The following is a 20396-nucleotide window of genomic DNA, read 5'->3' on the forward strand; positions in this document are numbered from 1 at the left end:
CAAGCCAAACCCCCATTCCCCCGCGGCCCATCAATCCCGGTTTTGGCGGGGCACACCACCCCCCCACCCGGCAAAAAAGCTCTGGGGCCCCCCGCCCTCCGCGGGCCCGACGAAGAAAAGAGACCGCCCCTCACGCCGCCTTTTTCGGCGCCTTGCGCTGGCGCAGGAAGCGGCCGAGCAGCTTGCGCTTGCCCTTGCGCGGGATCAGGTCGATATCGCTGACGAGTTTTGCGCCGCCCTTGCGGCGCTCCAGCACGATCTTGCGGCTGTGGAAGGCTTCCAGCTCGACACGATGCGCGACGCTGACGATGGTGGCCTTCGGCAGTTCGTCGGTGATCATCTTCATCATCTTGTCCTGGCTCTTCTCGTCGAGCGCCGAGGTCGCCTCGTCGAGCACGACGATATCCGGGTTGTGCAGCAACAACCGCGCGAAGGCGAGGCGCTGCTTCTCGCCGCCGGACAGCGTCTGGTCCCAGGGTGCTTCTTCCTCGATCTTCTCCTTGAGATGGTCGAGGCCGACCTTGTGCAGGGCCTCGCCGATCTCCTCGACCGTCCAGTCGTCTTCCGCGCCGGGATAGGCGACGGCACGACGCAAGGAGCCCGACGGCACGTAGGGTCGCTGTGGCAGCATGAACAGCCGCCGGTCGGGATGGAAATTGACGCTGCCGCCACCCCATGGCCAGAGCCCGGCGATGGCGCGCACCAGCGTGCTCTTGCCGGTGCCGGATTCGCCGGCCACCAGCAGCCGCTCGCCACGCTCGATCACCACCTCGGTCTCGCCGACCACGGCGGTGCCGTCATCGAGCGTGACGGAGAGATCCTTCAGCTCCAGCATGGCGTCATTGCTGGTCTCGCCGCGCTTGATGCGGCCGAAGCCGTCGCCCAGCTCGGCGCGCTCGAGGCCGTCGAGCGACATCATCAGCGAGGCGATGCGGCGAGCGCAGGCATTCCAGTCGGCGAGCCGCGGATAATTGTCGACCAACCAGCCGAACGCGCTCTGCACGATGGTGAAGGCGGAAGCCGCCTGCATCACCTGACCCAGCGTCATGCTGCCGTCGAGGAATTTCGGCGCGCACAGCAGAAGCGGCACGACCGGCGCAACGAGGCTCGATCCCTGCGACACCAGCGTGGTGCGCATGTGCTGACCCGCGAGCCGCGCCCATTGCCGCAGCACGTTGGTGAAATTGCGGTCGATGCCGTCGCGCTCCTCCTCCTCGCCGCCGAGCAGCGCGATGCTCTCGCCGTTCTCGCGCACGCGCGTCAGCGTGTAGCGGAAATCGGCCTCAGCCTGGTTCTTGTCCTCGGAGACCTGCACGAATTGGCGGCCGATCACCAGGATCGAGCCCGATGCAATTCCCGCATAGAGCATCGCGGCGATCACCAGGAAGCCGGGAATGGTCACCGACGATCCCGCAAGGGTGACGGTGAGCGCGCCGCCGATGGTCCAGAGCACGACGATGAAGGTCACGGCCGACAGCAGCGCGGACGTCACGCCGGCGAGAAAATCCACCGGCGAATCGGTCGCGACGCGCAGATCCTCCGCGATCCGGTATTCCGGATTCTTGTGGTCGCCGCTGACGAGATTGAGCTGGTAATAGCGGCCGTTGCCAAGCCAGCGCGTCAGCACGCTTGCCGTCAGCCACGCCCGCCAGCGCCGCTGGATGCCCATGCGCGCGAACACTTGTGCCACGCCGAGCACGATGCTGCCGATCGCGAGCGGGAAGAATACCGCGGTGAGATGGAAGACGGTGGACGCCTCGCGCTTCTCGATCGCGTCGAAGATCGCCCGATTCCAGACATTGATGCCGTATTGGAAGCCGACGGTGAGGACGATCAGCAGGCCGAGGCCGACGGAGTAGAGCCACGCAAGCCGGTCGCCGTTGCCGCCCCAGAAGCCGCGCGCGCTGATCCAGAAGCGGGTGAGGAGATAGTCCTTGCGGGCCTGCTCGGCCTCTTCAGGCGACAGCTCCGGGTCGGGCTCGACCAGCTCGGGCGGCGGCGGAGCCACTTCCCCGCCGGTCTCGCCGATGATTTCGACGATGGGCGGCTTCTTGCCCGATTCGCGTTTTCTGACCGGCTTTTGCATGGCCGGATAACGCAAGCTAAATCAAAAGGTTCCCGCAGGTTCCGGGCGTCAGCTCACTCGGCGGCGCCGTCGCGCACCCGGCGCCGCGCGACCCGGTGCAGCACGCGCGATAGCTGATCGATCGCGTAGGGCTTCTGCACGAGCTCCAAATCGACCTTGCCGTCCTGGGACAGCGCCTCGCTGTAGCCGGTGGTCAGCACGACCGGCACGCCGATGCCGCGGTCGCGGACCGCCTGCGCGAGATCGAGCCCGGTCATGCCGGGCATCACGATGTCCGAGAAAACGACATCGAAGCGATCGGCATCCATGACCAGCTCGGCGAGTGCATCGGTTGCGTTGTCGATCAGCGTGACGCTGTAGCCGAGCTCGGTGAGGCCGTCGGCCGCGAAATTGGCGAGTTCGATATTGTCCTCGACCAGCAGCACCGACATGCCGCTGCCGGCCACGGCCGGGGCCGTATTCGGTGCCTGCCGCTGCGGCAGCAAATCCGGCGCCACGCGCGGCAGGTAGAGCGAGAAGGTGCTGCCGTGGCCGACCTCGCTGGTGACTGTCACCTCGCCGCCGGACTGCCGGGCGAAGCCGAACACCTGCGATAGGCCGAGACCGGTGCCGTGGCCGATCTGCTTGGTGGTGAAGAACGGTTCGAAGATGCGCTCGAGCCGCGTAGCCGGAATGCCGATGCCGGTGTCGCTGACGGCAATGCCGACGAAACCGTGTTTGCCAGCAAGGTCACGGCCGCCTGAAAGATCAGGGTTGCCCGAGACGGGAGCCCGCGTGTCCGCAATGGTCGCCGCGGCCTCGACGTTGAAGACGATCCTGCCCTTGCCGTGCATGGCATCGCGCGCATTGGTCGCCATGTTGATCAACGCCGTCTCGAACTGGCTTGCATCGGCATTGACGAGGCAGGGCTCGGCCGGCAGCCGCATCGCGATTTCGATCGCGGGTCCGAGCAGCGTCGCGAGCATGTCGTGCAGCGACTGCAACCGCGCGCCGACGTCGAACACCTCCGGCTTCAAGGTCTGGCGGCGCGCGAAGGCGAGCAGCTGCGATGTCAGCTTGGCTGCGCGCCCGACCGCGTCTGCGATGGCGGTGATGTAGCGCTGGCGCCGCTCCTCGCTCAGCTGCGGCCGGTTCAGCAGGTCGACCGAGGCGCGAATCACGGTCAGGAGGTTGTTGAAGTCGTGAGCGACGCCGCCGGTGAGCTGGCCGAGCGCCTCAAGGCGCTGGCTGTGCTTGAGCGCCTCCTCGGCTTCGCGCCGCGCGGCGGCCTCGGCCTGGAGATGCTGGGTGCGCCGGAACGCGAACGCCAGCAGCAGAAACAGCAGCGCGGTGGCGGGAATGCCGAACACCAGATGCTGGCCCATGGTGGCGAACCAGCGCGCGCGGATCGCCGAGGTCTCCAACCCCGCGCTGACATAGATCGGGTATTCGGCGATGCGTCGGTAGCCGATGCGGCGCTCGACCTCGTCCGATGGCCAGGCAATGGTGATGAGGCCATGCTCGGGGTGAGCTGCGATGCTGCGGCCGACCGGCCCGTTAGGATCGAGCCTGAGGTCGCGATCCAGCCGCGGAAGATGCGCCAGCACCACGCCGTCGGTGCGTCCCATGGCGAGGAAGCTGCCGGGGTCGGAGCCGATCCGGGCATAAAAGCTCTCGAAATATTCCGGCAGGACGGAGGCCTGGATCACGCCGATGAAGCTGCCGTCGTCGGAGCCGCGGCGGCGGCTGACCCCGAAGAAGCGCGCGCCCTGATAGGGCTGGCGCGGCGTCAGGGGAACGCCGATGTAGCTGCCGATGGTCTGGTCGACATGGGCGGCAAAGTAATCACGGTCCGCAAAGCTCTGCGCCGGCGGCGGCGATGCCAGGCTGTTGACCAGCGACTTTCCGTCCGCATCGAAGATCCAGGCCGATTTGAGCTGCGGCAGCGAATCGGACAGTTGCTTCAGGCGGCGGTGCAGGCCCGGTTCGCGCGAGCGGATGATGTCGTCGGGCATGCCGCGCACCACCTCGTTGATCTCGGCGAGGCTGCGGTCGATGGTCTCGAACACCTTGAGCGCATGCTCATGCGCGACATCGAGGGTGCGCTCGATCTCGCGGTCGGCGATATCTTTCGTCGAGGTGTAGGAGATCGAGGCGGCGATCGCGAACAGCGCAATCGGCAGCGCCAGGGACGCAGCCATCATCCACTGCAGCAATCTCAGCGAATTGCGTTGTGCGCCCTGCACGGTCGCTCCGGTCCCACGCCGGTGAGCTTACTTGAATTTCGCGCCGGGAAGAAAGCGGCTTGTGGCGGGAATCAGAGGTTGCAACCCGCCGGCTTGCCCGCGTAGGGCTGAGGTAAAATCTACTGGAAGATGCGCCCGCCGTAGAATGCCCCGGCCGTGCCGGCCGGGGATCGCAGCATGAATGACGCCTAGATCTGGCGCTCGACCATCTTGAGCTTGAGCTCGGCGATGGCTTCCGCCGGGTTGAGGCCCTTCGGGCAGGCCTTGGCGCAGTTCATGATGGTGTGGCAGCGATAGAGGCGGAACGGGTCCTCGAGATTGTCGAGCCGCTCGCCGGTCGCCTCATCCCGCGAATCCGATACCCAGCGGTTGGCCTGGAGCAGCGCGGCGGGACCGAGGTAGCGCTCGCTGTTCCACCAATAGCTCGGGCAAGAGGTCGAGCAGCAGGCGCAGAGGATGCATTCATAGAGGCCGTCGAGCTTCTCGCGGTCTTCGTGGCTCTGCTTCCATTCCTTCTGCGGCGTCGGCGAGGTCGTCTTCAGCCACGGCTCGACCGAAGCGTATTGTGCATAGAAATTGGTGAGGTCGGGGATGAGGTCCTTCACGACAGGCTGGTGCGGCAGCGGATTGATCTTCACCGCGCCGTCCTTCACGTCGTGCATCGAGCGGGTGCAGGCCAGGGTGTTCTGGCCGTCGATGTTCATCGCGCAGGAGCCGCAGACGCCTTCGCGGCAGGAGCGGCGGAAGGTCAGCGACGGGTCGATGTTGTTCTTGATCCAGATCAGGCCGTCCAGCACCATCGGCCCGCAATCATGAGTGTCGACGTAATAGGTGTCGACGCTCGGAGTCTTGCCGTCGTCCGGATTCCAGCGATAGACGCGGAATTCACGGACCTCAGTCGCGCCCGCGGGCTTCGGCCAGGTCTTGCCGCCTGATATCTTGGAGTTCTTCGGAAGTGCGAATTCAACCATTTCGATAAAGCTTTCGCTGTTCGCTCAGTACACGCGCGCCGTTTAGTAAACGCGAGCTTTGGGCGGGATGTACTGGACGTCGTTGGTCATGGTGTAGTCGTGAACGGGGCGGTACTCGATCTTGACCTTGCCGGAATCTTCCAGCCATGCCAGCGTGTGCTTCATCCAGTTCTTGTCGTCGCGCTCGGAGAAGTCCTCGCGGGCATGCGCGCCACGGCTCTCGGTGCGGTTGGCGGCCGAGTTCATCGTCACCACCGCCTGCGAGATCAGATTGTCGAATTCGAGCGTCTCGATCAGGTCGGAATTCCACACCAGCGAGCGGTCGGATACGGCGATGTCGATGATGCCGCTATGGACCTTCTCGATCAGGTTCTGGCCTTCGCTCAGGATGTCGCCGGTGCGGAACACCGCGCAATTGTTCTGCATGACGTGCTGCATGCCTTCGCGCAGCTTCGCGGTCGGCGTGCCGCCGGAGGCGTAGCGGTAGTGGTCGAGCCGGCCGAGCGCCAGGTCGGACGAATTCGTCGGCAATTCCGGCTGGCTGGCGTTCGGCGTGAGCTTCTCGGCGAGGCGCAGCGCCGCGGCGCGTCCGAACACGACGAGGTCGATCAGCGAGTTGGAGCCGAGGCGGTTGGCGCCGTGCACGGAGACGCAGGCGGCCTCGCCGATCGCCATCAGGCCGGGGATGATGGCGTTGTCGTCGCCGTCCTTCTTGGTCAGGACTTCGCCGTGATAGTTCGTCGGGATGCCGCCCATGTTGTAATGCACGGTCGGCACAATTGGGATCGGCTCGCGCGTCACGTCGACATTGGCGAAGATCTTTGCGGATTCCGAGATGCCCGGCAGGCGTTCGGCCAGCACCGCGGGATCGAGATGGTCGAGATGAAGGAAGATGTGGTCCTTCTTCTTGCCGACACCGCGACCTTCGCGAATCTCGATGGTCATCGCGCGCGAGACGACGTCACGCGAGGCCAGATCCTTGGCGGAGGGCGCATAGCGCTCCATGAAGCGCTCGCCCTCGGAGTTGACGAGATAGCCGCCTTCGCCGCGCGCGCCTTCGGTGACGAGACAGCCCGAACCGTAGATGCCGGTCGGGTGGAACTGCACGAACTCCATGTCCTGCATCGGCAGACCAGCGCGCAGCACCATGCCGCCGCCGTCGCCGGTGCAGGTGTGCGCCGAGGTGCAGGATGCATAGGCGCGGCCATAGCCGCCGGTGGCGAGGATCACGGTCTGGGCGCGGAAGCGGTGCAGCGTGCCGTCATCGAGCTTGAGCGCGATAACGCCGCGGCAGGTGCCCTGGTCGTCCATGATCAGGTCGATGGCAAAGAACTCGATGAAGAACTCGGCCGCGTGACGCAGCGACTGGCCGTACATCGTGTGCAGCATGGCGTGGCCGGTGCGGTCGGCGGCGGCGCAGGTGCGCTGCGCCTGGCCCTTGCCGTAGTCCATGGTCATGCCGCCGAACGGGCGCTGGTAGATCTTGCCGTCTTCGGTGCGCGAGAACGGCACGCCCCAATGCTCGAGCTCGTAGACCGCCTCGGGCGCGTTGCGCACCATGTATTCGATCGCGTCCTGGTCGCCCAGCCAGTCCGACCCCTTCACGGTGTCGTACATGTGCCAGCGCCAGTCGTCCTTGTGCATGTTGCCGAGCGACGCCGAGATGCCGCCCTGCGCCGCGACGGTGTGCGAGCGGGTCGGAAACACTTTGGTGATGCAGGCGGTACGAAGACCGGCTTCGCTGCAGCCGACCACGGCGCGCAGGCCCGCGCCGCCGGCGCCGACCACGACGACATCATAGGTGTGATCTTCGATCGGATAGGCTTTGCCGTTGGTGGCGGGAGCGCCGTTGCCCTTGCCATTGGTCTCTGTGGCCATGGGTTTAGACTCCGGAGGAAAGTTTCAGGATCGCGTAGGTCGAGGCGAGCGCCACGGCGAACGAGAAGAAGTTGTTGAGCATGATCGAGATGAGCTTCAGCTTCTCGTTATGGATGTAGTCCTCGATCACGACCTGCATGCCGATCTTCATGTGCCAGGCGCTGGCGAAGATGAAGAGCAGCAGGATCACCGCGATCGGCAGCGAGCCGAGAATCTGTGCGGCGCCGGCCTGGTTGCGGCCGAGCAGCATCATCACGATCACGATCACGGGGATCATCAGCAGCGTCATGGCGACGCCGGTGATGCGCTGGCGCCAGAAATCGGAGGTGCCCGAATGCGCCGCGCCGAGATTGCGCACGCGGCCGAGCGGGGTGCGCATGGAGGAGCCCTTCGGGGCGCCGTGGGATTCGTCGAAACTCATCGTCCGCCTCCGATCGCGTAGGCGATGATCCAAATGAGGACCGTGAGCACGATGCCGCCGATCAGGGCGCCCCAGGTCAAGGCCTCGCGCTCATTGGCCTTGAAGCCGTAGCCGAGGTCCCAGACGAAATGCCGGATGCCGCTGAGCATGTGGTGCATCAGCGCCCAAGTGTAGCCGAACACGATCAGGCGGCCGATGATGCTGCCGGTGAAGGCCTGGACGTGGCTATAGGCGGCGGGGCCGGAGGCCGCCGCAATCAGCCACCAGGCCAGCAGCAGCGTTCCGGCGTAGAGGGCAATTCCGGTGGCGCGATGGACGATGGAAAGCGCCATCGTCAGGGTCCAGCGGTAGGTCTGAATGTGCGGCGAAAGCGGTCGTTCGATCCGTGCGGTCATGGGCTTCAATTGCTTTGTTGCGGCCCAGCATGGGGCGCGCGGGGATCGCGAAAGGTCGGCTCTATTTACGGAGTCGATTTCACCTGCGCAATCACCAAATCGCCATAAACCGAACTTGAGTTCAGCTCTAGGCCCTTGATGTAACAAGGCCAATCGTCCGCTTGGTATACCAGGGCGATGGCGCACCGTCTAAAGACAGAACACAAATTCATCTCTTGCGGGAGAGCTGCGGCACATTGAAATTACTATTGGAACGGCTCCAAGCTGCCGCGGGCCGCCCAGGGTTCGAACCAGTCAATTCATGTCACGAACCGGCAGCGATGGTCGGCGAGCAATCGCCATTTTCCGCCAAGCGCACCGATTTTTCGCGAGACGGGCGGATATGCGCAACCTGCATCCCACCCCAGACCGGCGATGCGGCGGTCGACCCGACAAATCAGATCGCCTACAGCTTTCCGGGCAGCCAGTCCGGACGCTTGTCTCGGAGCCGCTGCGATCGCCGGGGCAGATCAGGGGTGATTGCAGGACTTGATATCAAGGAGATCGCCGAGCTCGCGCTGCTGCTGATCGCAACCGGCGCGCTCTCCGGATTCTTGGCCGGCGTGTTCGGCATCGGGGGCGGCGCGATTCTGGTGCCGGTGTTCTACGAGTGCTTCCGCATCGCCGGTGTGCCGCTCGATGTGCGCATGCCGCTCTGCATCGGCACTTCGCTCGCCGTCATCATTCCGACCTCGATCCGTTCGTTCCAGGCGCATTACAAGCGCGGCGCCGTCGATCTTGCGATCCTCCGGGTCTGGTGGCTGCCGATCCTGATCGGCGTCGTCGCCGGCAGCGTGGTCGCGCGTTACGCGCCGGAGCGACTGTTCAAGATCGTGTTCGTCGCCGTCGCTTGGTCGGCCGCGGTACGGCTGATCTTCGCGCGCGAGAGCTGGAAGCTCGGCGATGATCTGCCGAAGGGCCCCTTAATGCGAATCTACGGCTTCTGCGTCGGCATTTTGTCGACGTTGATGGGCATCGGCGGTGGCCTGTTCTCGAACCTGCTGATGACGTTCTACGGCCGCCCGATCCACCAGGCAGTGGCGACATCGTCGGCGCTCGCGGTCTTGATCTCGATCCCCGGCGCGCTCGGCTACATCTATGCCGGTTGGCCTGCGGCGGTGAGCTACCCGGCCGTTGCAGCCCTGCAGGTCCCGTTCGCGCTCGGTTACGTCTCGCTGATCGGCGCGGTCCTGGTGATGCCAATGAGCCTTGTGACGGCACCGCTCGGTGTGAAGGCTGCGCATGCAATGTCGAAGCGGACGCTGGAAGTCGCGTTCGGGTGCTATCTGTTCATCGTCGGCAGCCGTTTCGTGCTGAGCTTGCTGGGCGGACAGTAGGCGCCGCAAATTCCGTCATTGCGAGCGAAGCGAAGCAATCCAGGAGTTCTTCCGCGGCGGCAGTCTGGATTGCTTCGTCGCAAGAGCTCCTCGCAATGACGACGAGAGTTCTGCGAACAACAGCCCCTATTTCTTCGCGTAAAGATCCTTGTACGTATCCCGCAGCACGTTTTTCTGCACCTTGCCCATGGTGTTGCGCGGCAGCTCGTCGACCACGAATACCCGCTTGGGCATCTTGAACTTGGCCAGCCGGCCGTCGAGCGCTTTCAGCACCGCGGCCTCTGTCACATCCGCGTCCTTGTTGCAAACCAGCACCGCCGTGACGCCCTCGCCGAAATCGGCGTGGGGCACGCCGATCACGGCGGATTCGATCACGCCGGGCATGGCGTCGATCTCGCTCTCGATTTCCTTCGGGTAGACATTGAACCCGCCGGAGATGACGAGATCCTTGCCGCGGCCGAGAATGTGGACGTAACCCTTGGCGTCAATCTTGCCGAGGTCGCCGGTGATGAAGAAGCCGTCGTCGCGGAATTCCGCCTTGGTCTTCTCCGGCATGCGCCAATAGCCCTTGAATACGTTCGGGCCCTTGACCTCGATCATGCCGATCTCGTCGCGCGGCAGCTCCTTGCCGGTTTCAGGATCGGTGACGCGCACGGACACGCCGGGGAGCGGAAAGCCGACCGCGCCGGGCACGCGCTCGCCGTCATAGGGATTCGACGTGTTCATGTTGGTCTCGGTCATGCCGTAGCGCTCGAGCACCGCGTGCCCCGTGCGCGCCGACCATTCGCGATGGGTTTCGGCCAGCAGCGGCGCCGAGCCCGAGATGAACAGCCGCATGTGCTGTGTGGTTTCGCGCGACAGCGCAGCGTTCTGGAGCAGACGGGTATAGAACGTCGGCACCCCCATCAGCACCGTGGCACGCGCCATCAGCTTGATGATCAGATCCGGGTCGAGCTTCGGCAGGAAGATCATCGATGCCCGCGCGAACAGCGTCACGTTGGTCGCCACGAACAGGCCGTGGGTGTGGTAGATCGGCAGTGCGTGGATCAGCACGTCCTTGTCGGTGAAGCGCCAGAAGCCGACGAGCGAGAGCGAGTTGGACGTCAGATTGTCGTGGGTCAACATCGCGCCCTTGGAGCGGCCGGTGGTGCCGGACGTGTAGAGGATCGCGGCGAGATCGTCGTTTGCGCGCGGCACCGTGGTGAATTCGCTGCTCGCCTTGTCGGCGGCGTCCGTCAGCGAGCCCTTGCCGTCCGGCCCGAGCGTCTCGACTTTTGCTTTCACCTTGGCGGCGATGGGGGCGAGGCCCTCCGCCTTGGAGGGATCGCAGACCACCAGCGAGGGCTCGGCATCGCCGATGAAGTAGTCGAGCTCGTTGAGCGTATAGGCGGTGTTGAGCGGCAGATAGACTGCGCCGGCCCGCACCGTGGCCAAATACAGCACGACGTTGGCCACGGACTTCTCGACCTGCACCGCAACGCGGTCGCCGGGCTTCACGCCGCGCGCGACCAGTACATTGGCCATCTGTCCGGCACGGGCGATCAGATCACCATAGCTGATGCGGACCCCGTCATGCGTCTCGATCGCGAGGCGCTTCGGATCGTCGAGGCCGTCGAACAGGCGGGAAAACAAATTGGCGTTGGCAGCTTGGTTCATGCAAGATTTCCTCGACCGCAAGGCTTGACCGCAACGATCGTCAGAGGCCGGTCAAAACCGAGGGCTGGATTAGCAAAAACCGCCCCGATGAAGCAACGGAGACAGTTTGCATGACCAAAAACGGGAAACGCGTGGCCTGGGTGACAGGCGGGGGCAGCGGGATCGGGGAGGCCGGCGCCGAGGCGCTAGCGGCCGACGGCTGGACGGTGGTGGTCTCGGGCCGGCGCAAGGACGCCCTGGATACCGTAGTCGAGAAGATCACCGGGGCGGGCGGGGCCGCCGAGGCCGTCGCGCTGGACGTGTCGGTCGCCGCCGCGGCCCAGAAGGCGGCCGATCAAATCGTCGCGAAGCATGGCCGGATCGACCTGCTGGTGAACAATGCCGGCATCAATGTCCCCAAGCGGAGCTGGAAGGACATGGAACTGGAGGGCTGGGACCAGCTGGTCCAGGTCAATCTCAACGGCGTGCTCTATTGCATGCGCGCGGTGCTGCCGACGATGCGCAAGCAGCAGGACGGCTCCATCATCAACGTCTCGTCCTGGGCCGGCCGCCACGTCTCGAAAATGCCGGGCCCGGCCTACACCACGACCAAGCATGCGGTGCTGGCGCTGACGCATTCCTTCAACATGGACGAATGCGTCAACGGCTTGCGCGCCTGCTGCCTGATGCCGGGCGAGGTGGCGACCCCGATCCTGAAGCTGCGCCCGGTGGTACCGAGCGAGGAGGAGCAGGCCAGGATGCTGCAATCCGAAGATCTCGGCCGCACCATCGCGTTCATCGCGAGCATGCCGGCGCGGGTTTGCATCAATGAACTGCTGATCAGCCCGACGCATAATCGCGGGTTTATCCAGACGCCGCACAACAGGGATTGAGCGGCAGGTAGATCGTCGAGGCTCGTCATTGCGAGCGAAGCGAAGCAATCCAGCGGTGCATCCGCGGTGGCAGCCTGGATCGCTTCGTCGCTTCGCTCCTCGCAATGACGCCCCCCACGGAGAACCACGCACTTAGTTTCACCCATCACAAAGAAGTTTTGTTCGAAACCGCTTCGCAAACGCTCCCGTAGTTCGAGCCAACGACGGCGCTGCTGCTTCACGCTCACAGGTCGCAGGCACCGTTGTTGCCCACTCGAACGCCGGCAGTCGCCGGTCACCATCCAATCGGGAGACTCTCCATGTCGAAGCGTATTGCCTATCTCGCTGCTGCCGCGTTCAGTACCCTGGCCATCACCGCGACCGTCGTCGCGCCCGTCCGCGCCGAGGAAAAGACCGTCATGGTCGGCGGCGCCGCGATGTTCCCGTCCAAGAACATCGTCCAGAACGCGGTCAACTCGAAGGACCACACCACGCTGGTGGCGGCGGTGAAGGCGGCCGGCCTGGTGCCGACGCTGGAAGGCAAGGGTCCGTTCACGGTGTTCGCGCCGACCAACGCCGCCTTCGGCAAGCTGCCGGCCGGCACCGTCGACACTCTGGTGAAGCCCGAGAACAAGGCGACGCTGACCAAGATCCTCACCTACCATGTCGTGCCCGGCAAGCTCGAGGCGTCCGACCTCACCGACGGCAAGAAGATGAAGACCGCCGAAGGCGAGGAGCTGACGGTGAAGAAGCAGGACGGCAAGGTCTGGATCGTCGACGCCAAGGGCGGTACCTCGATGGTGACGATCTCCAATGTCAACCAGTCGAACGGTGTAATCCATGTGGTCGACACCGTGCTGATGCCGGCGACGTAAACACCGCGCCGTCCGGCTTCATCCCCGAACCGGATGCGACGAAATGGCGAGCCGGGGGTACCCGGCTCGCTTTATTGTGACCACGATAGCCAGCCGACATGGATTCGATGCCGAACAGGGCGTAACGAAAGCGGAAGCATCGGCGTATAATTGCTGTCAGACGATGTTCAGGACGGAACCGCCATGTCGAGCCTTACTGTGACCGACGAGCAGGTCAGCGCCACCCCGGCCAAAGTGATCCAGCCGGCCTGGGTCCGGGTCATGCACTGGATCAACGCTTTCGCCATGATCCTGATGATCCTGTCGGGTTGGCAGATCTACAACGCCTCGCCGCTGTTCGGTTTCAGCTTTCCGCGCGAGTACACGCTCGGCGGCTGGCTCGGTGGCGGCCTGCTCTGGCACTTTGCGGCGATGTGGCTGTTGATGATCAACGGCCTTGCCTATCTCGTCACCGGCCTTGCCACCGGCCGCTTCCGGAAAAAATTGCTGCCGATCACCCCATCCGGCGTGCTCCACGACGTCAGGGCTGCGCTGACCTTCAAGCTCGGCCATGCCGATCTCTCCGTCTACAATTACGTCCAGCGCGTGCTCTATGCCGGCATCATATTGATCGGCGTGATCATCGTGCTGTCGGGGCTGGGAATGTGGAAACCGGTGCAACTGCACTGGCTCGTGTCCCTGTTCGGCGACTATCCGACCGCGCGCTACATCCATTTCTTCTGCATGGCCGCGATCTGCGCCTTCCTGGTCATTCATGTTTTACTCGCGCTGCTGGTGCCGAAGAGCCTGCGCGCGATGATCATCGGCCGTTGAGTGGAGAGAGAGTCATGGCGAAGCGCTCATTCCTGATCCCGGGCGTCGACAAGCGGCTGCTGATCAAGGATTCCATCAAGACGATGCCAGAGGTCAGCCGCCGCCGCTTCATCGCGGGCGGCGCAAGCCTCGGGGCGCTGACGCTGCTCACCGGCTGCGACGTGATCGACTCGTCCTCCGCCGAGGAGATGCTGAAGTCGGTTTCGAAATTCAACGATGCCGTGCAGGATTTCATCTTCAATCCCGACGCGCTGGCGCCGACGTTTCCCGAGAGCGCGATCACAAAACCGTTTCCGTTCAACGCCTATTACGATCTCGACGACGCGCCCGATGTCGACGGTGCCGACTGGAAGCTCGAAGTCCGCGGTCTCGTCGAGAACAAGAAGTCGTGGACGCTTCCCGAGCTGTACAAGCTGCCGCAGGTCACGCAGATCACGCGTCACATCTGCGTCGAGGGCTGGAGCGCGATCGGCAGCTGGACCGGAACGCCCATGCGCGACTTCCTCAAGCTGATCGGCGCCGACACGCGCGCGAAGTACGTCTGGTTCCAGTGCGCCGACAAGGACGGCTACAATTCTCCGCTGGACATGCGCACCGCGCTGCATCCGCAGACCCAGATGACGTTCAAATACGCCGGCGAAATCCTGCCGCGCGCCTACGGCTTCCCGATGAAGATCCGCGTGCCGACCAAGCTCGGCTTCAAGAACCCGAAATACGTGGTGTCGATGGAAGTCACCAACGACTACAAGGGCGGCTATTGGGAAGACCAGGGGTACAATTCGTTCAGCGGGAGCTAACTCCGCGGACCTGCACTTGCCGTCGTCCTGGACAAGCGAAGCGCAGATCCAGGACCCATTACCCCAGGGTTCAGTTTGACGAAGACCAGCAACCACGAATCTTCGCCAAATTCCTCTGTGGGGTAATGGGTCCTGGCTTTCGCCAGGACGACACCGGTTAAGGCTCCACTTTCCGCTGGCACAGCGCGGCAACCGCGCCCAGCGCCAGCAGCGCCGCCGACACATTCAGCGCGTAACTCAAGCTCCCCAGCGCGTCCGTGATCGCGCCGACCACGATCGGGCCCAGCGTCTGGCCGACGCCGAACGAGATCGTCATCGCCGCGATCGCGGTCGGCCACACCTCGGGCGGATAGTTGAAGCGCACGAAGGCGGTGGTCGAGCCGACTACGGCGAAGAAGGCGACGCCGAACACGATCGCCGAGACCGCGAGCCATGCCGGCGAATGCCCGAGCATCGGCAGGGCGGCGCCGAGCGCGTTGGTGCCGAGGATGATGGCGGTGGCAAGACCACCGCGATCGAGCGCGAGCACGCGGCGCCAGGCCCACGGCGTGACGAAGGCGCTCAAGCCAATCAGGCTCCAGAACGCGGCCTGCGCTGCGGCCCCGCCGCCGCCGTCGCGCACATAGGCGATCATGAAGGTCATGTAGGCGATGTAGCCCGCGCCAAAGAGGAAGTAGCCGGCGAGATAGATCAGCACCGGAAAAATGGCGAAGGCGCCGTGGCCGCCTTGCGAGAAACGCACGCCGCTCTCGATGCGGACCAGGAACAGCGGCACGGTCATGACAACGGACAGCAGCGTCATCGCCCACCACACGATCCACCACGAGCCCGGCCCGAAATATTGCAGCGTGAACGGGGCGATCAGTCCTGATGAGAGAATGCCAATGCCGGGCCCGGCATAGAACAGGCTGAGCAGGAAATTGGCCCGCTCCGGGCGTGACTGCGCAATGGAAGCGGCCAGCGCGCCTCCGGCGACGAAACCGGCCGCGGCGCCAACGCCCAGCACGAGACGGGCCAGGCTCAGCGCAACGAAATTCCCGGTCAGCGCGCAAGTCGCGAGCGCCGCGACGCAGGCCAGGGTTCCGCCGCGGATCGCGGCCGACCAGCCGACCCGCTGGATCAGCCGGGACGCCACTAGCGCGCCCGCGAGGTAGCCGACGGCGTTGATGGTGTTCATGAAACCGGCCGCCGAGTAGGACCAGCCGAGGTCCTCCCGCATGTCGGGCAGCACCAGCGAATAGGCGAAGCGGCCGATACCCAGCCCGACCGTCGCAGCCAGCGACAGGGTCAGGATCAGCCGCGCGGGATGGGCGTCGGGCGGGGGACGTTCAGGGGCGTGCAAATGGGTACTCCGGCATGCGCAGTGTGGCAGGCCCTGCCCGCCTTGCACAGAACCGAAGCGGCAATGGTGTCTTGCCAAGTACGCAACGCCGCTCTAGCACTCCGGCCGAAATCGACCTCAGAGGAAACGACCATGGCGACCCACAAACTGCTGCTGCTTCCCGGCGACGGTATCGGCCCCGAGGTGATGGGCGAGGTGAAGCGGCTGATCGACTGGCTCAATTCGGCGGGCATCGCCAAGTTCGAGACCGACACCGGCCTCGTCGGCGGTTCGGCCTATGACGCGCACAAGGTGTCGATCTCGGAAGGCGACATGGCCAAGGCCAAGGACGCCGACGCCATCATCTTCGGTGCGGTCGGCGGTCCCAAATGGGACGCGGTGCCCTACGAGGTGCGCCCCGAAGCCGGCCTGCTGCGCCTGCGCAAGGATCTCGGTCTGTTCGCCAACCTCCGTCCCGCGGTCTGCTACCCGGCGCTGGCGGAGGCCTCCAGCCTGAAGCGCGAGGCGGTCGAGGGCCTCGACATCATGATCGTGCGCGAACTCACCGGCGGCGTCTATTTCGGCGAGCCCAAGACCATCACCGATCTCGGCAACGGCCAGAAGCGCGCCATCGATACGCAAGTCTACGACACCTATGAGATCGAGCGCATCGGCCGCGTCGCCTTCGAGCTTGCCAAGAAGCGCAAGAACAAGGTGACGTCGATGGAGAAGCGCAACGTCATGAAGTCGGGCGTGCTCTGGAATGAGGTCATGACCCAGGTCCACAAGCGCGAATATCCCGACGTCACGCTCGAGCATCAGCTCGCCGATTCCGGCGGCATGATGCTGGTGAAATGGCCGAAGCAGTTCGACGTCATCGTCACCGACAATCTGTTCGGCGACATGCTGTCCGACATTGCTGCGATGTTGACGGGATCGCTCGGCATGCTGCCCTCGGCCTCGCTCGGCGAGGTCGACGTCAAGAGCAAGAAGCGCAAGGCGCTGTACGAGCCCGTGCACGGCTCGGCGCCTGATATCGCAGGCCAGGGCCTCGCCAATCCGATCGCGATGATCTCGTCCTTCGGCATGGCGCTGCGCTACTCCTTCGACATGGGCGCGCTCGCCGACAAGGTCGACGCCGCGATCGCCGCGGTGCTGGCCAGCGGCCTGCGCACCGCCGACATCAAGTCGGAAGGCACCACTGCCGCCTCGACCACGCAGATGGGCGAAGCGATCTTGAAGGAATTGCAGAAGCTGCACGCTTAGAGCCGTAGCCCGGATGGAGCGAAGCGAAATCCGGCGTTCTTCCCGCGTGTCGAAAATCCCGGATTGCGCTTCGCTCCATCCGGGCTACACGACAAACAAAAATGGCCGGGCGCGAGCCCGGCCATTTGATTCGGTCGATATGTCCGCCTCAGTACAGCGGGAAATTCTGCGGATAGCCGCCAACATCCTGCGGCGTGCTCAGCGGCTGGCGATCGATCGGGCGGTTGAGATTTTCGCGCGCGAAGGTCGGATAGCCCACTGCCGGCGGGAAGGCGTAATCGGAGAACTTGCGGTCGCCCGGATTGACCTCGGTGCCGCCGTCGAGCCAGGAGCGCTTGCTCACATAGATGCGGGTGCGGCCCTGCTGATAGCTCGCATTGGGGCCGCTCGGGCCGTAATAGTGACGGCCGCTGTCATAGCGCTGCTTCTTGGTGTCGGCCGAGGCGGGTGTCGCGAAGGCTGAGGACATGGCAATCACGGCGCCGGCCGCAAGCCACATCGCCAGTTTGTTCGCGGCAGAGAAATTCGAGCTCATCACGTCCCCTTCAGGCGGCAAGCCGCCAATCAATTTCACGCTCATACTAACCCGGCCGGGGCGGCTGCAACTAGGTCTATTGGGTCACACCAGCGCTGAATAATCGTGCGCGCCGGCAAAAGTTGCATGGATACAGCCACTTGAGCTTGATGCCGATCAGAGCGCGCCGCGCAACTGCGCATTGGCGGCGCCGAGCAGCCAGTCCGACGCGCCCGGGGGCGCGCAGGGGCGGCGCTTCAGCTCCGCATGGGCGAACAATTCGGCCAGCTTCGGCTCGTTGCCCGAGGTCAGCAGCGTTAGCCGGTTCAGCGTGCAGGCGATCCCGGCGCGCCGCGCAGGCAGGCTGTCGCCCTGGCAGGAGAATCCGGAGATCTGGAGCGCCGGCTCCTCGCTGCGCTTGAGGTAGCCGAGGCAGGCCCGCGCGCCCTCCGCCGTACCGGTCGGCTGGAATAGGGCGACGGGGCCGAATTTCGTGTCGATCAGGCCGGCTTGCTCCAGCGGGGTCGCGGTGCCCAGTCCCATCCGGACGGCCAGATCCATTGTTGCCGGACGCGTCACGTCGAATTCGCCGCCTTCCCGGTAAATCTCGAGCTCGGCCACGGTCCTGTCTGCCTCGCTGGCCCAGCGCATCACGTCCCTGCGGCCGCCTTCGGGATGCCTGAAGATCGCGTAAGAAGCTGTTTTTTCTGACGAATCCAGCCGGCTGAGGGCGAAGGCCGGAGGCGACCGGTCGGCCACGCTCCAATCGGGCTTCAGCGCCGGATCATCGTCGCGCAACTTGGGCAGCTGGCCGAGTGCGGCAAGGCCGAGGATGGCAAACAGTACCAAAATCCCCACATAGGCGAACAGGCGCGCCAGCGTGCCGACGACCTCGTCGGCGAAGGCTGCAAGCGCCAGATGGATCTGGGTGGGGTTTGCGGCCGTGCTGGCCTCGGGCGACTGCATCCACGTCCCTAAGGCATGGTCCAACGTTGTCTTGAGGCCGGTTCTCGCATAGAAGCGCTGCTCTTCCTGTTTAAGCCTCAGCTTCAGGAAAGAGCTTTTTCGTCGGAGAGTGAACGATGGGTTACAAAGTCGCAGTCGTCGGCGCGACCGGCAATGTCGGACGGGAAATGCTCAACATCCTCGACGAGCGCAAATTCCCTGCGGACGAGGTGGTGGCCCTGGCGTCACGCCGCAGCATGGGCGTCGAGGTCTCCTACGGCGACCGCACGCTGAAGGTCAAAGCGCTGGAGCATTACGACTTCTCCGACGTCGACATCTGCCTGATGTCGGCCGGCGGCGAGGTGTCGAAGGAATGGTCGCCGAAGATCGGCGCCGCCGGCACGGTCGTGATCGACAATTCCTCGGCCTGGCGCATGGATCCGGACGTGCCGTTGATCGTGCCGGAAGTGAATGCGGACGCGACTGCGGGCTTCAAGAAGAAGAACATCATCGCCAACCCGAACTGCTCGACCGCGCAGCTCGTGGTCGCGCTCAAGCCCCTGCACGACAAGGCGACGATCAAGCGCGTCGTGGTCTCGACCTATCAATCGGTGTCGGGCGCCGGCAAGGACGCGATGGACGAACTGTTCTCGCAGACCAAGGCCGTCTACACCAACCAGGAGCTGATCAATAACAAGTTTCCGGCGCGCATCGCCTTCAACGTCATCCCCCAGATCGACGTCTTCATGGAGGACGGCTACACCAAGGAAGAGTGGAAGATGATGGCGGAGACCAAGAAGATTCTTGATCCCAAGATCAAGCTCTCCGCGACCTGCGTGCGCGTGCCAGTTTTCGTCGGCCATTCCGAGGCCGTCAACATCGAGTTCGAGAACCCGATCAGCGCGGACGAAGCACGCGACATCCTGCGCAAGGCGCCGGGTTGTCTCGTCATCGACAAGCATGAGCCCGGCGGCTACGCCACGCCGTATGAAGCCGCCGGCGAGGACGCCACCTATATCAGCCGTATCCGCGAGGACGCGACGGTGGAGAACGGTCTCGTGCTGTGGTGCGTCTCGGATAATCTACGCAAGGGCGCCGCGCTCAACGCGATCCAGATCGCGGAAGTCCTGATCAACCGCAAGCTGATCAGCGCGAAGAAGAAGGCGGCGTAAGCCGTGCTGCCGTAGGGTGGGCAAAGACGCGAAGCGCCGTGCCCACCATCTCTCCACAATTGCTAGAAAAGTGGTGGGCACGCTTCGCTTTGCCCACCACAAGAGCTGCGGACCTACGCCATCTCGCGCGCGTTCCTGAATTCCTTCGCCGCCTTGTCCAGCACGAACAGTGATCCCTCCGCGACGCCGAAATAGGCGCCGTGGGTCTGCATCTGGCCGCTCTCGACCGCCTTCTGCACGAACGGGAAGGTCATCAGGTTTTCCAGGCTGCGGAACACCGCGGCCTTCTCGATGCGCTCGACGAATTGCGCCATGGTCTCGTGGTCGCGCTGCTCCACCACTTCGCCCGGCTTGATGAACATCTGCATCCATTTGCCGATGAAGTCGCCCGGCGTGAGCGGCTCGATCTTGTCGACGAAGGCGCGGATGCCGCCGCACTGGGCGTGCCCGAGCACCACGATGTGCTTCACCTTCAGCACCGTCACGGCATATTCCAGCGCCGCCGAGACGCCATGCGCGTTGCCGTCGGGCTGATACACCGGCACCAGATTGGCGATGTTGCGGACGACGAAGAGTTCGCCCGGCCCGACGTCGAAGATCACTTCGGGCGAAACGCGGCTATCACAGCAGCCGATCACCATCACTTCAGGGAACTGCCCCTTCACCGACAGCTCGCGGTAGCGGGTCTGCTCGGTCGGCAGCCGCTGGGTGGCGAAGGCCTTGTAGCCTTCCAGCAAATGCTCTGGGAATGTGGTCATGGCCTATGCCTAATCATATACCGCTGGGACGAACAAGCCTTTCGAATAGGCAGGCCAGATGCTATCGGCTTCGGTC

General features: G+C 64.3%; 18 protein-coding genes. 7 read left to right on the top strand and 11 right to left on the bottom strand.

Annotated elements, in window-relative coordinates:
- Positions 1 to 130: 130 nt before the first annotated feature.
- From AC0L23_RS34600 to sdhC, 6 genes are all read right to left on the bottom strand, one after another.
- On the bottom strand, positions 131 to 2086 hold the full coding sequence (locus tag AC0L23_RS34600) for an ABC transporter ATP-binding protein/permease (protein ID WP_026233875.1): 1956 nt from the start codon (positions 2084 to 2086) through the stop codon (positions 131 to 133).
- 53 nt (positions 2087 to 2139) lie between these two features.
- Positions 2140 to 4311 (bottom strand): hybrid sensor histidine kinase/response regulator, encoded by a 2172-nt coding sequence (locus tag AC0L23_RS34605; RefSeq protein ID WP_085357602.1) that lies wholly within the window; start codon positions 4309 to 4311, stop codon positions 2140 to 2142.
- A gap of 188 nt (positions 4312 to 4499) precedes the next feature.
- Positions 4500 to 5282 (bottom strand): succinate dehydrogenase iron-sulfur subunit, encoded by a 783-nt coding sequence (locus AC0L23_RS34610; protein ID WP_018459776.1) that lies wholly within the window; start codon positions 5280 to 5282, stop codon positions 4500 to 4502.
- Between the two features lie 42 nt (positions 5283 to 5324).
- Positions 5325 to 7160 carry a succinate dehydrogenase flavoprotein subunit gene (sdhA, locus tag AC0L23_RS34615; RefSeq protein WP_085348452.1) on the bottom strand — a complete coding sequence of 612 codons (1836 nt, stop codon included), beginning with the start codon at positions 7158 to 7160 and terminating at the stop codon, positions 5325 to 5327.
- A gap of 4 nt (positions 7161 to 7164) precedes the next feature.
- Entirely contained in the window at positions 7165 to 7581 is a 417-nt protein-coding gene (gene sdhD / locus AC0L23_RS34620; RefSeq protein ID WP_007598776.1) for a succinate dehydrogenase, hydrophobic membrane anchor protein, read from the bottom strand.
- The gene (sdhC, locus tag AC0L23_RS34625) at positions 7578 to 7976 is read right to left on the bottom strand and encodes a succinate dehydrogenase, cytochrome b556 subunit (RefSeq protein WP_018459778.1); all 399 of its coding nucleotides are present in this window, start codon (positions 7974 to 7976) and stop codon (positions 7578 to 7580) included. The genes sdhD and sdhC overlap by 4 nt, the downstream gene beginning before the upstream one ends.
- Positions 7977 to 8491: 515 nt before the next feature.
- Between sdhC and AC0L23_RS34630 the strand changes: the two genes are divergently transcribed.
- A complete protein-coding gene (locus AC0L23_RS34630) occupies positions 8492 to 9352 on the top strand; it encodes a sulfite exporter TauE/SafE family protein (RefSeq protein ID WP_085348459.1) in 861 nt (286 codons plus the stop codon).
- Positions 9353 to 9478: 126 nt separating this feature from the next.
- Here AC0L23_RS34630 and AC0L23_RS34635 read toward each other — a convergent pair whose 3' ends face one another.
- A complete protein-coding gene (locus AC0L23_RS34635; protein ID WP_085357600.1) occupies positions 9479 to 11008 on the bottom strand; it encodes a malonate--CoA ligase in 1530 nt (509 codons plus the stop codon).
- A 110-nt stretch (positions 11009 to 11118) separates the two neighbouring features.
- Between AC0L23_RS34635 and AC0L23_RS34640 the strand changes: the two genes are divergently transcribed.
- The 4 genes from AC0L23_RS34640 (at position 11119) to AC0L23_RS34655 (ending at position 14344) form a co-directional block, all read left to right on the top strand.
- The gene (locus AC0L23_RS34640) at positions 11119 to 11880 is read left to right on the top strand and encodes an SDR family oxidoreductase (protein WP_085357598.1); all 762 of its coding nucleotides are present in this window, start codon (positions 11119 to 11121) and stop codon (positions 11878 to 11880) included.
- 299 nt (positions 11881 to 12179) lie between these two features.
- Complete coding sequence (locus tag AC0L23_RS34645; protein WP_085357596.1) at positions 12180 to 12734, top strand: fasciclin domain-containing protein; 555 nt, start codon at positions 12180 to 12182, stop codon at positions 12732 to 12734.
- A gap of 183 nt (positions 12735 to 12917) precedes the next feature.
- A complete protein-coding gene (locus tag AC0L23_RS34650; protein WP_018459784.1) occupies positions 12918 to 13547 on the top strand; it encodes a cytochrome b/b6 domain-containing protein in 630 nt (209 codons plus the stop codon).
- A 14-nt stretch (positions 13548 to 13561) separates the two neighbouring features.
- Entirely contained in the window at positions 13562 to 14344 is a 783-nt protein-coding gene (locus tag AC0L23_RS34655) for a molybdopterin-dependent oxidoreductase (protein ID WP_085348447.1), read from the top strand.
- Between the two features lie 157 nt (positions 14345 to 14501).
- Here AC0L23_RS34655 and AC0L23_RS34660 read toward each other — a convergent pair whose 3' ends face one another.
- A complete protein-coding gene (locus AC0L23_RS34660; RefSeq protein WP_085357594.1) occupies positions 14502 to 15686 on the bottom strand; it encodes a YbfB/YjiJ family MFS transporter in 1185 nt (394 codons plus the stop codon).
- Positions 15687 to 15818: 132 nt separating this feature from the next.
- On the opposite strand from AC0L23_RS34660, the gene leuB reads away from it, so the two are divergent.
- Positions 15819 to 16931 (top strand): 3-isopropylmalate dehydrogenase, encoded by a 1113-nt coding sequence (gene leuB, locus AC0L23_RS34665; RefSeq protein WP_085348446.1) that lies wholly within the window; start codon positions 15819 to 15821, stop codon positions 16929 to 16931.
- Between the two features lie 148 nt (positions 16932 to 17079).
- Here leuB and AC0L23_RS34670 read toward each other — a convergent pair whose 3' ends face one another.
- Positions 17080 to 17466: a hypothetical protein gene (locus AC0L23_RS34670; RefSeq protein WP_027566362.1), complete on the bottom strand. Its 387-nt coding sequence runs from the start codon at positions 17464 to 17466 to the stop codon at positions 17080 to 17082.
- Positions 17467 to 17622: 156 nt separating this feature from the next.
- Entirely contained in the window at positions 17623 to 18411 is a 789-nt protein-coding gene (locus tag AC0L23_RS34675; protein WP_085357592.1) for a hypothetical protein, read from the bottom strand.
- 116 nt (positions 18412 to 18527) lie between these two features.
- Here AC0L23_RS34675 and AC0L23_RS34680 point away from each other — a divergent pair, with 116 nt between their 5' ends.
- A complete protein-coding gene (locus tag AC0L23_RS34680) occupies positions 18528 to 19562 on the top strand; it encodes an aspartate-semialdehyde dehydrogenase (protein WP_018459790.1) in 1035 nt (344 codons plus the stop codon).
- A 113-nt stretch (positions 19563 to 19675) separates the two neighbouring features.
- On the opposite strand, the gene AC0L23_RS34685 is transcribed toward AC0L23_RS34680, so the two are convergent.
- Positions 19676 to 20320 (bottom strand): carbonic anhydrase, encoded by a 645-nt coding sequence (locus AC0L23_RS34685; protein ID WP_018459791.1) that lies wholly within the window; start codon positions 20318 to 20320, stop codon positions 19676 to 19678.
- Positions 20321 to 20396 lie beyond the last annotated feature (76 nt).

The organism is Bradyrhizobium sp. MI1.4, from assembly GCF_055811315.1.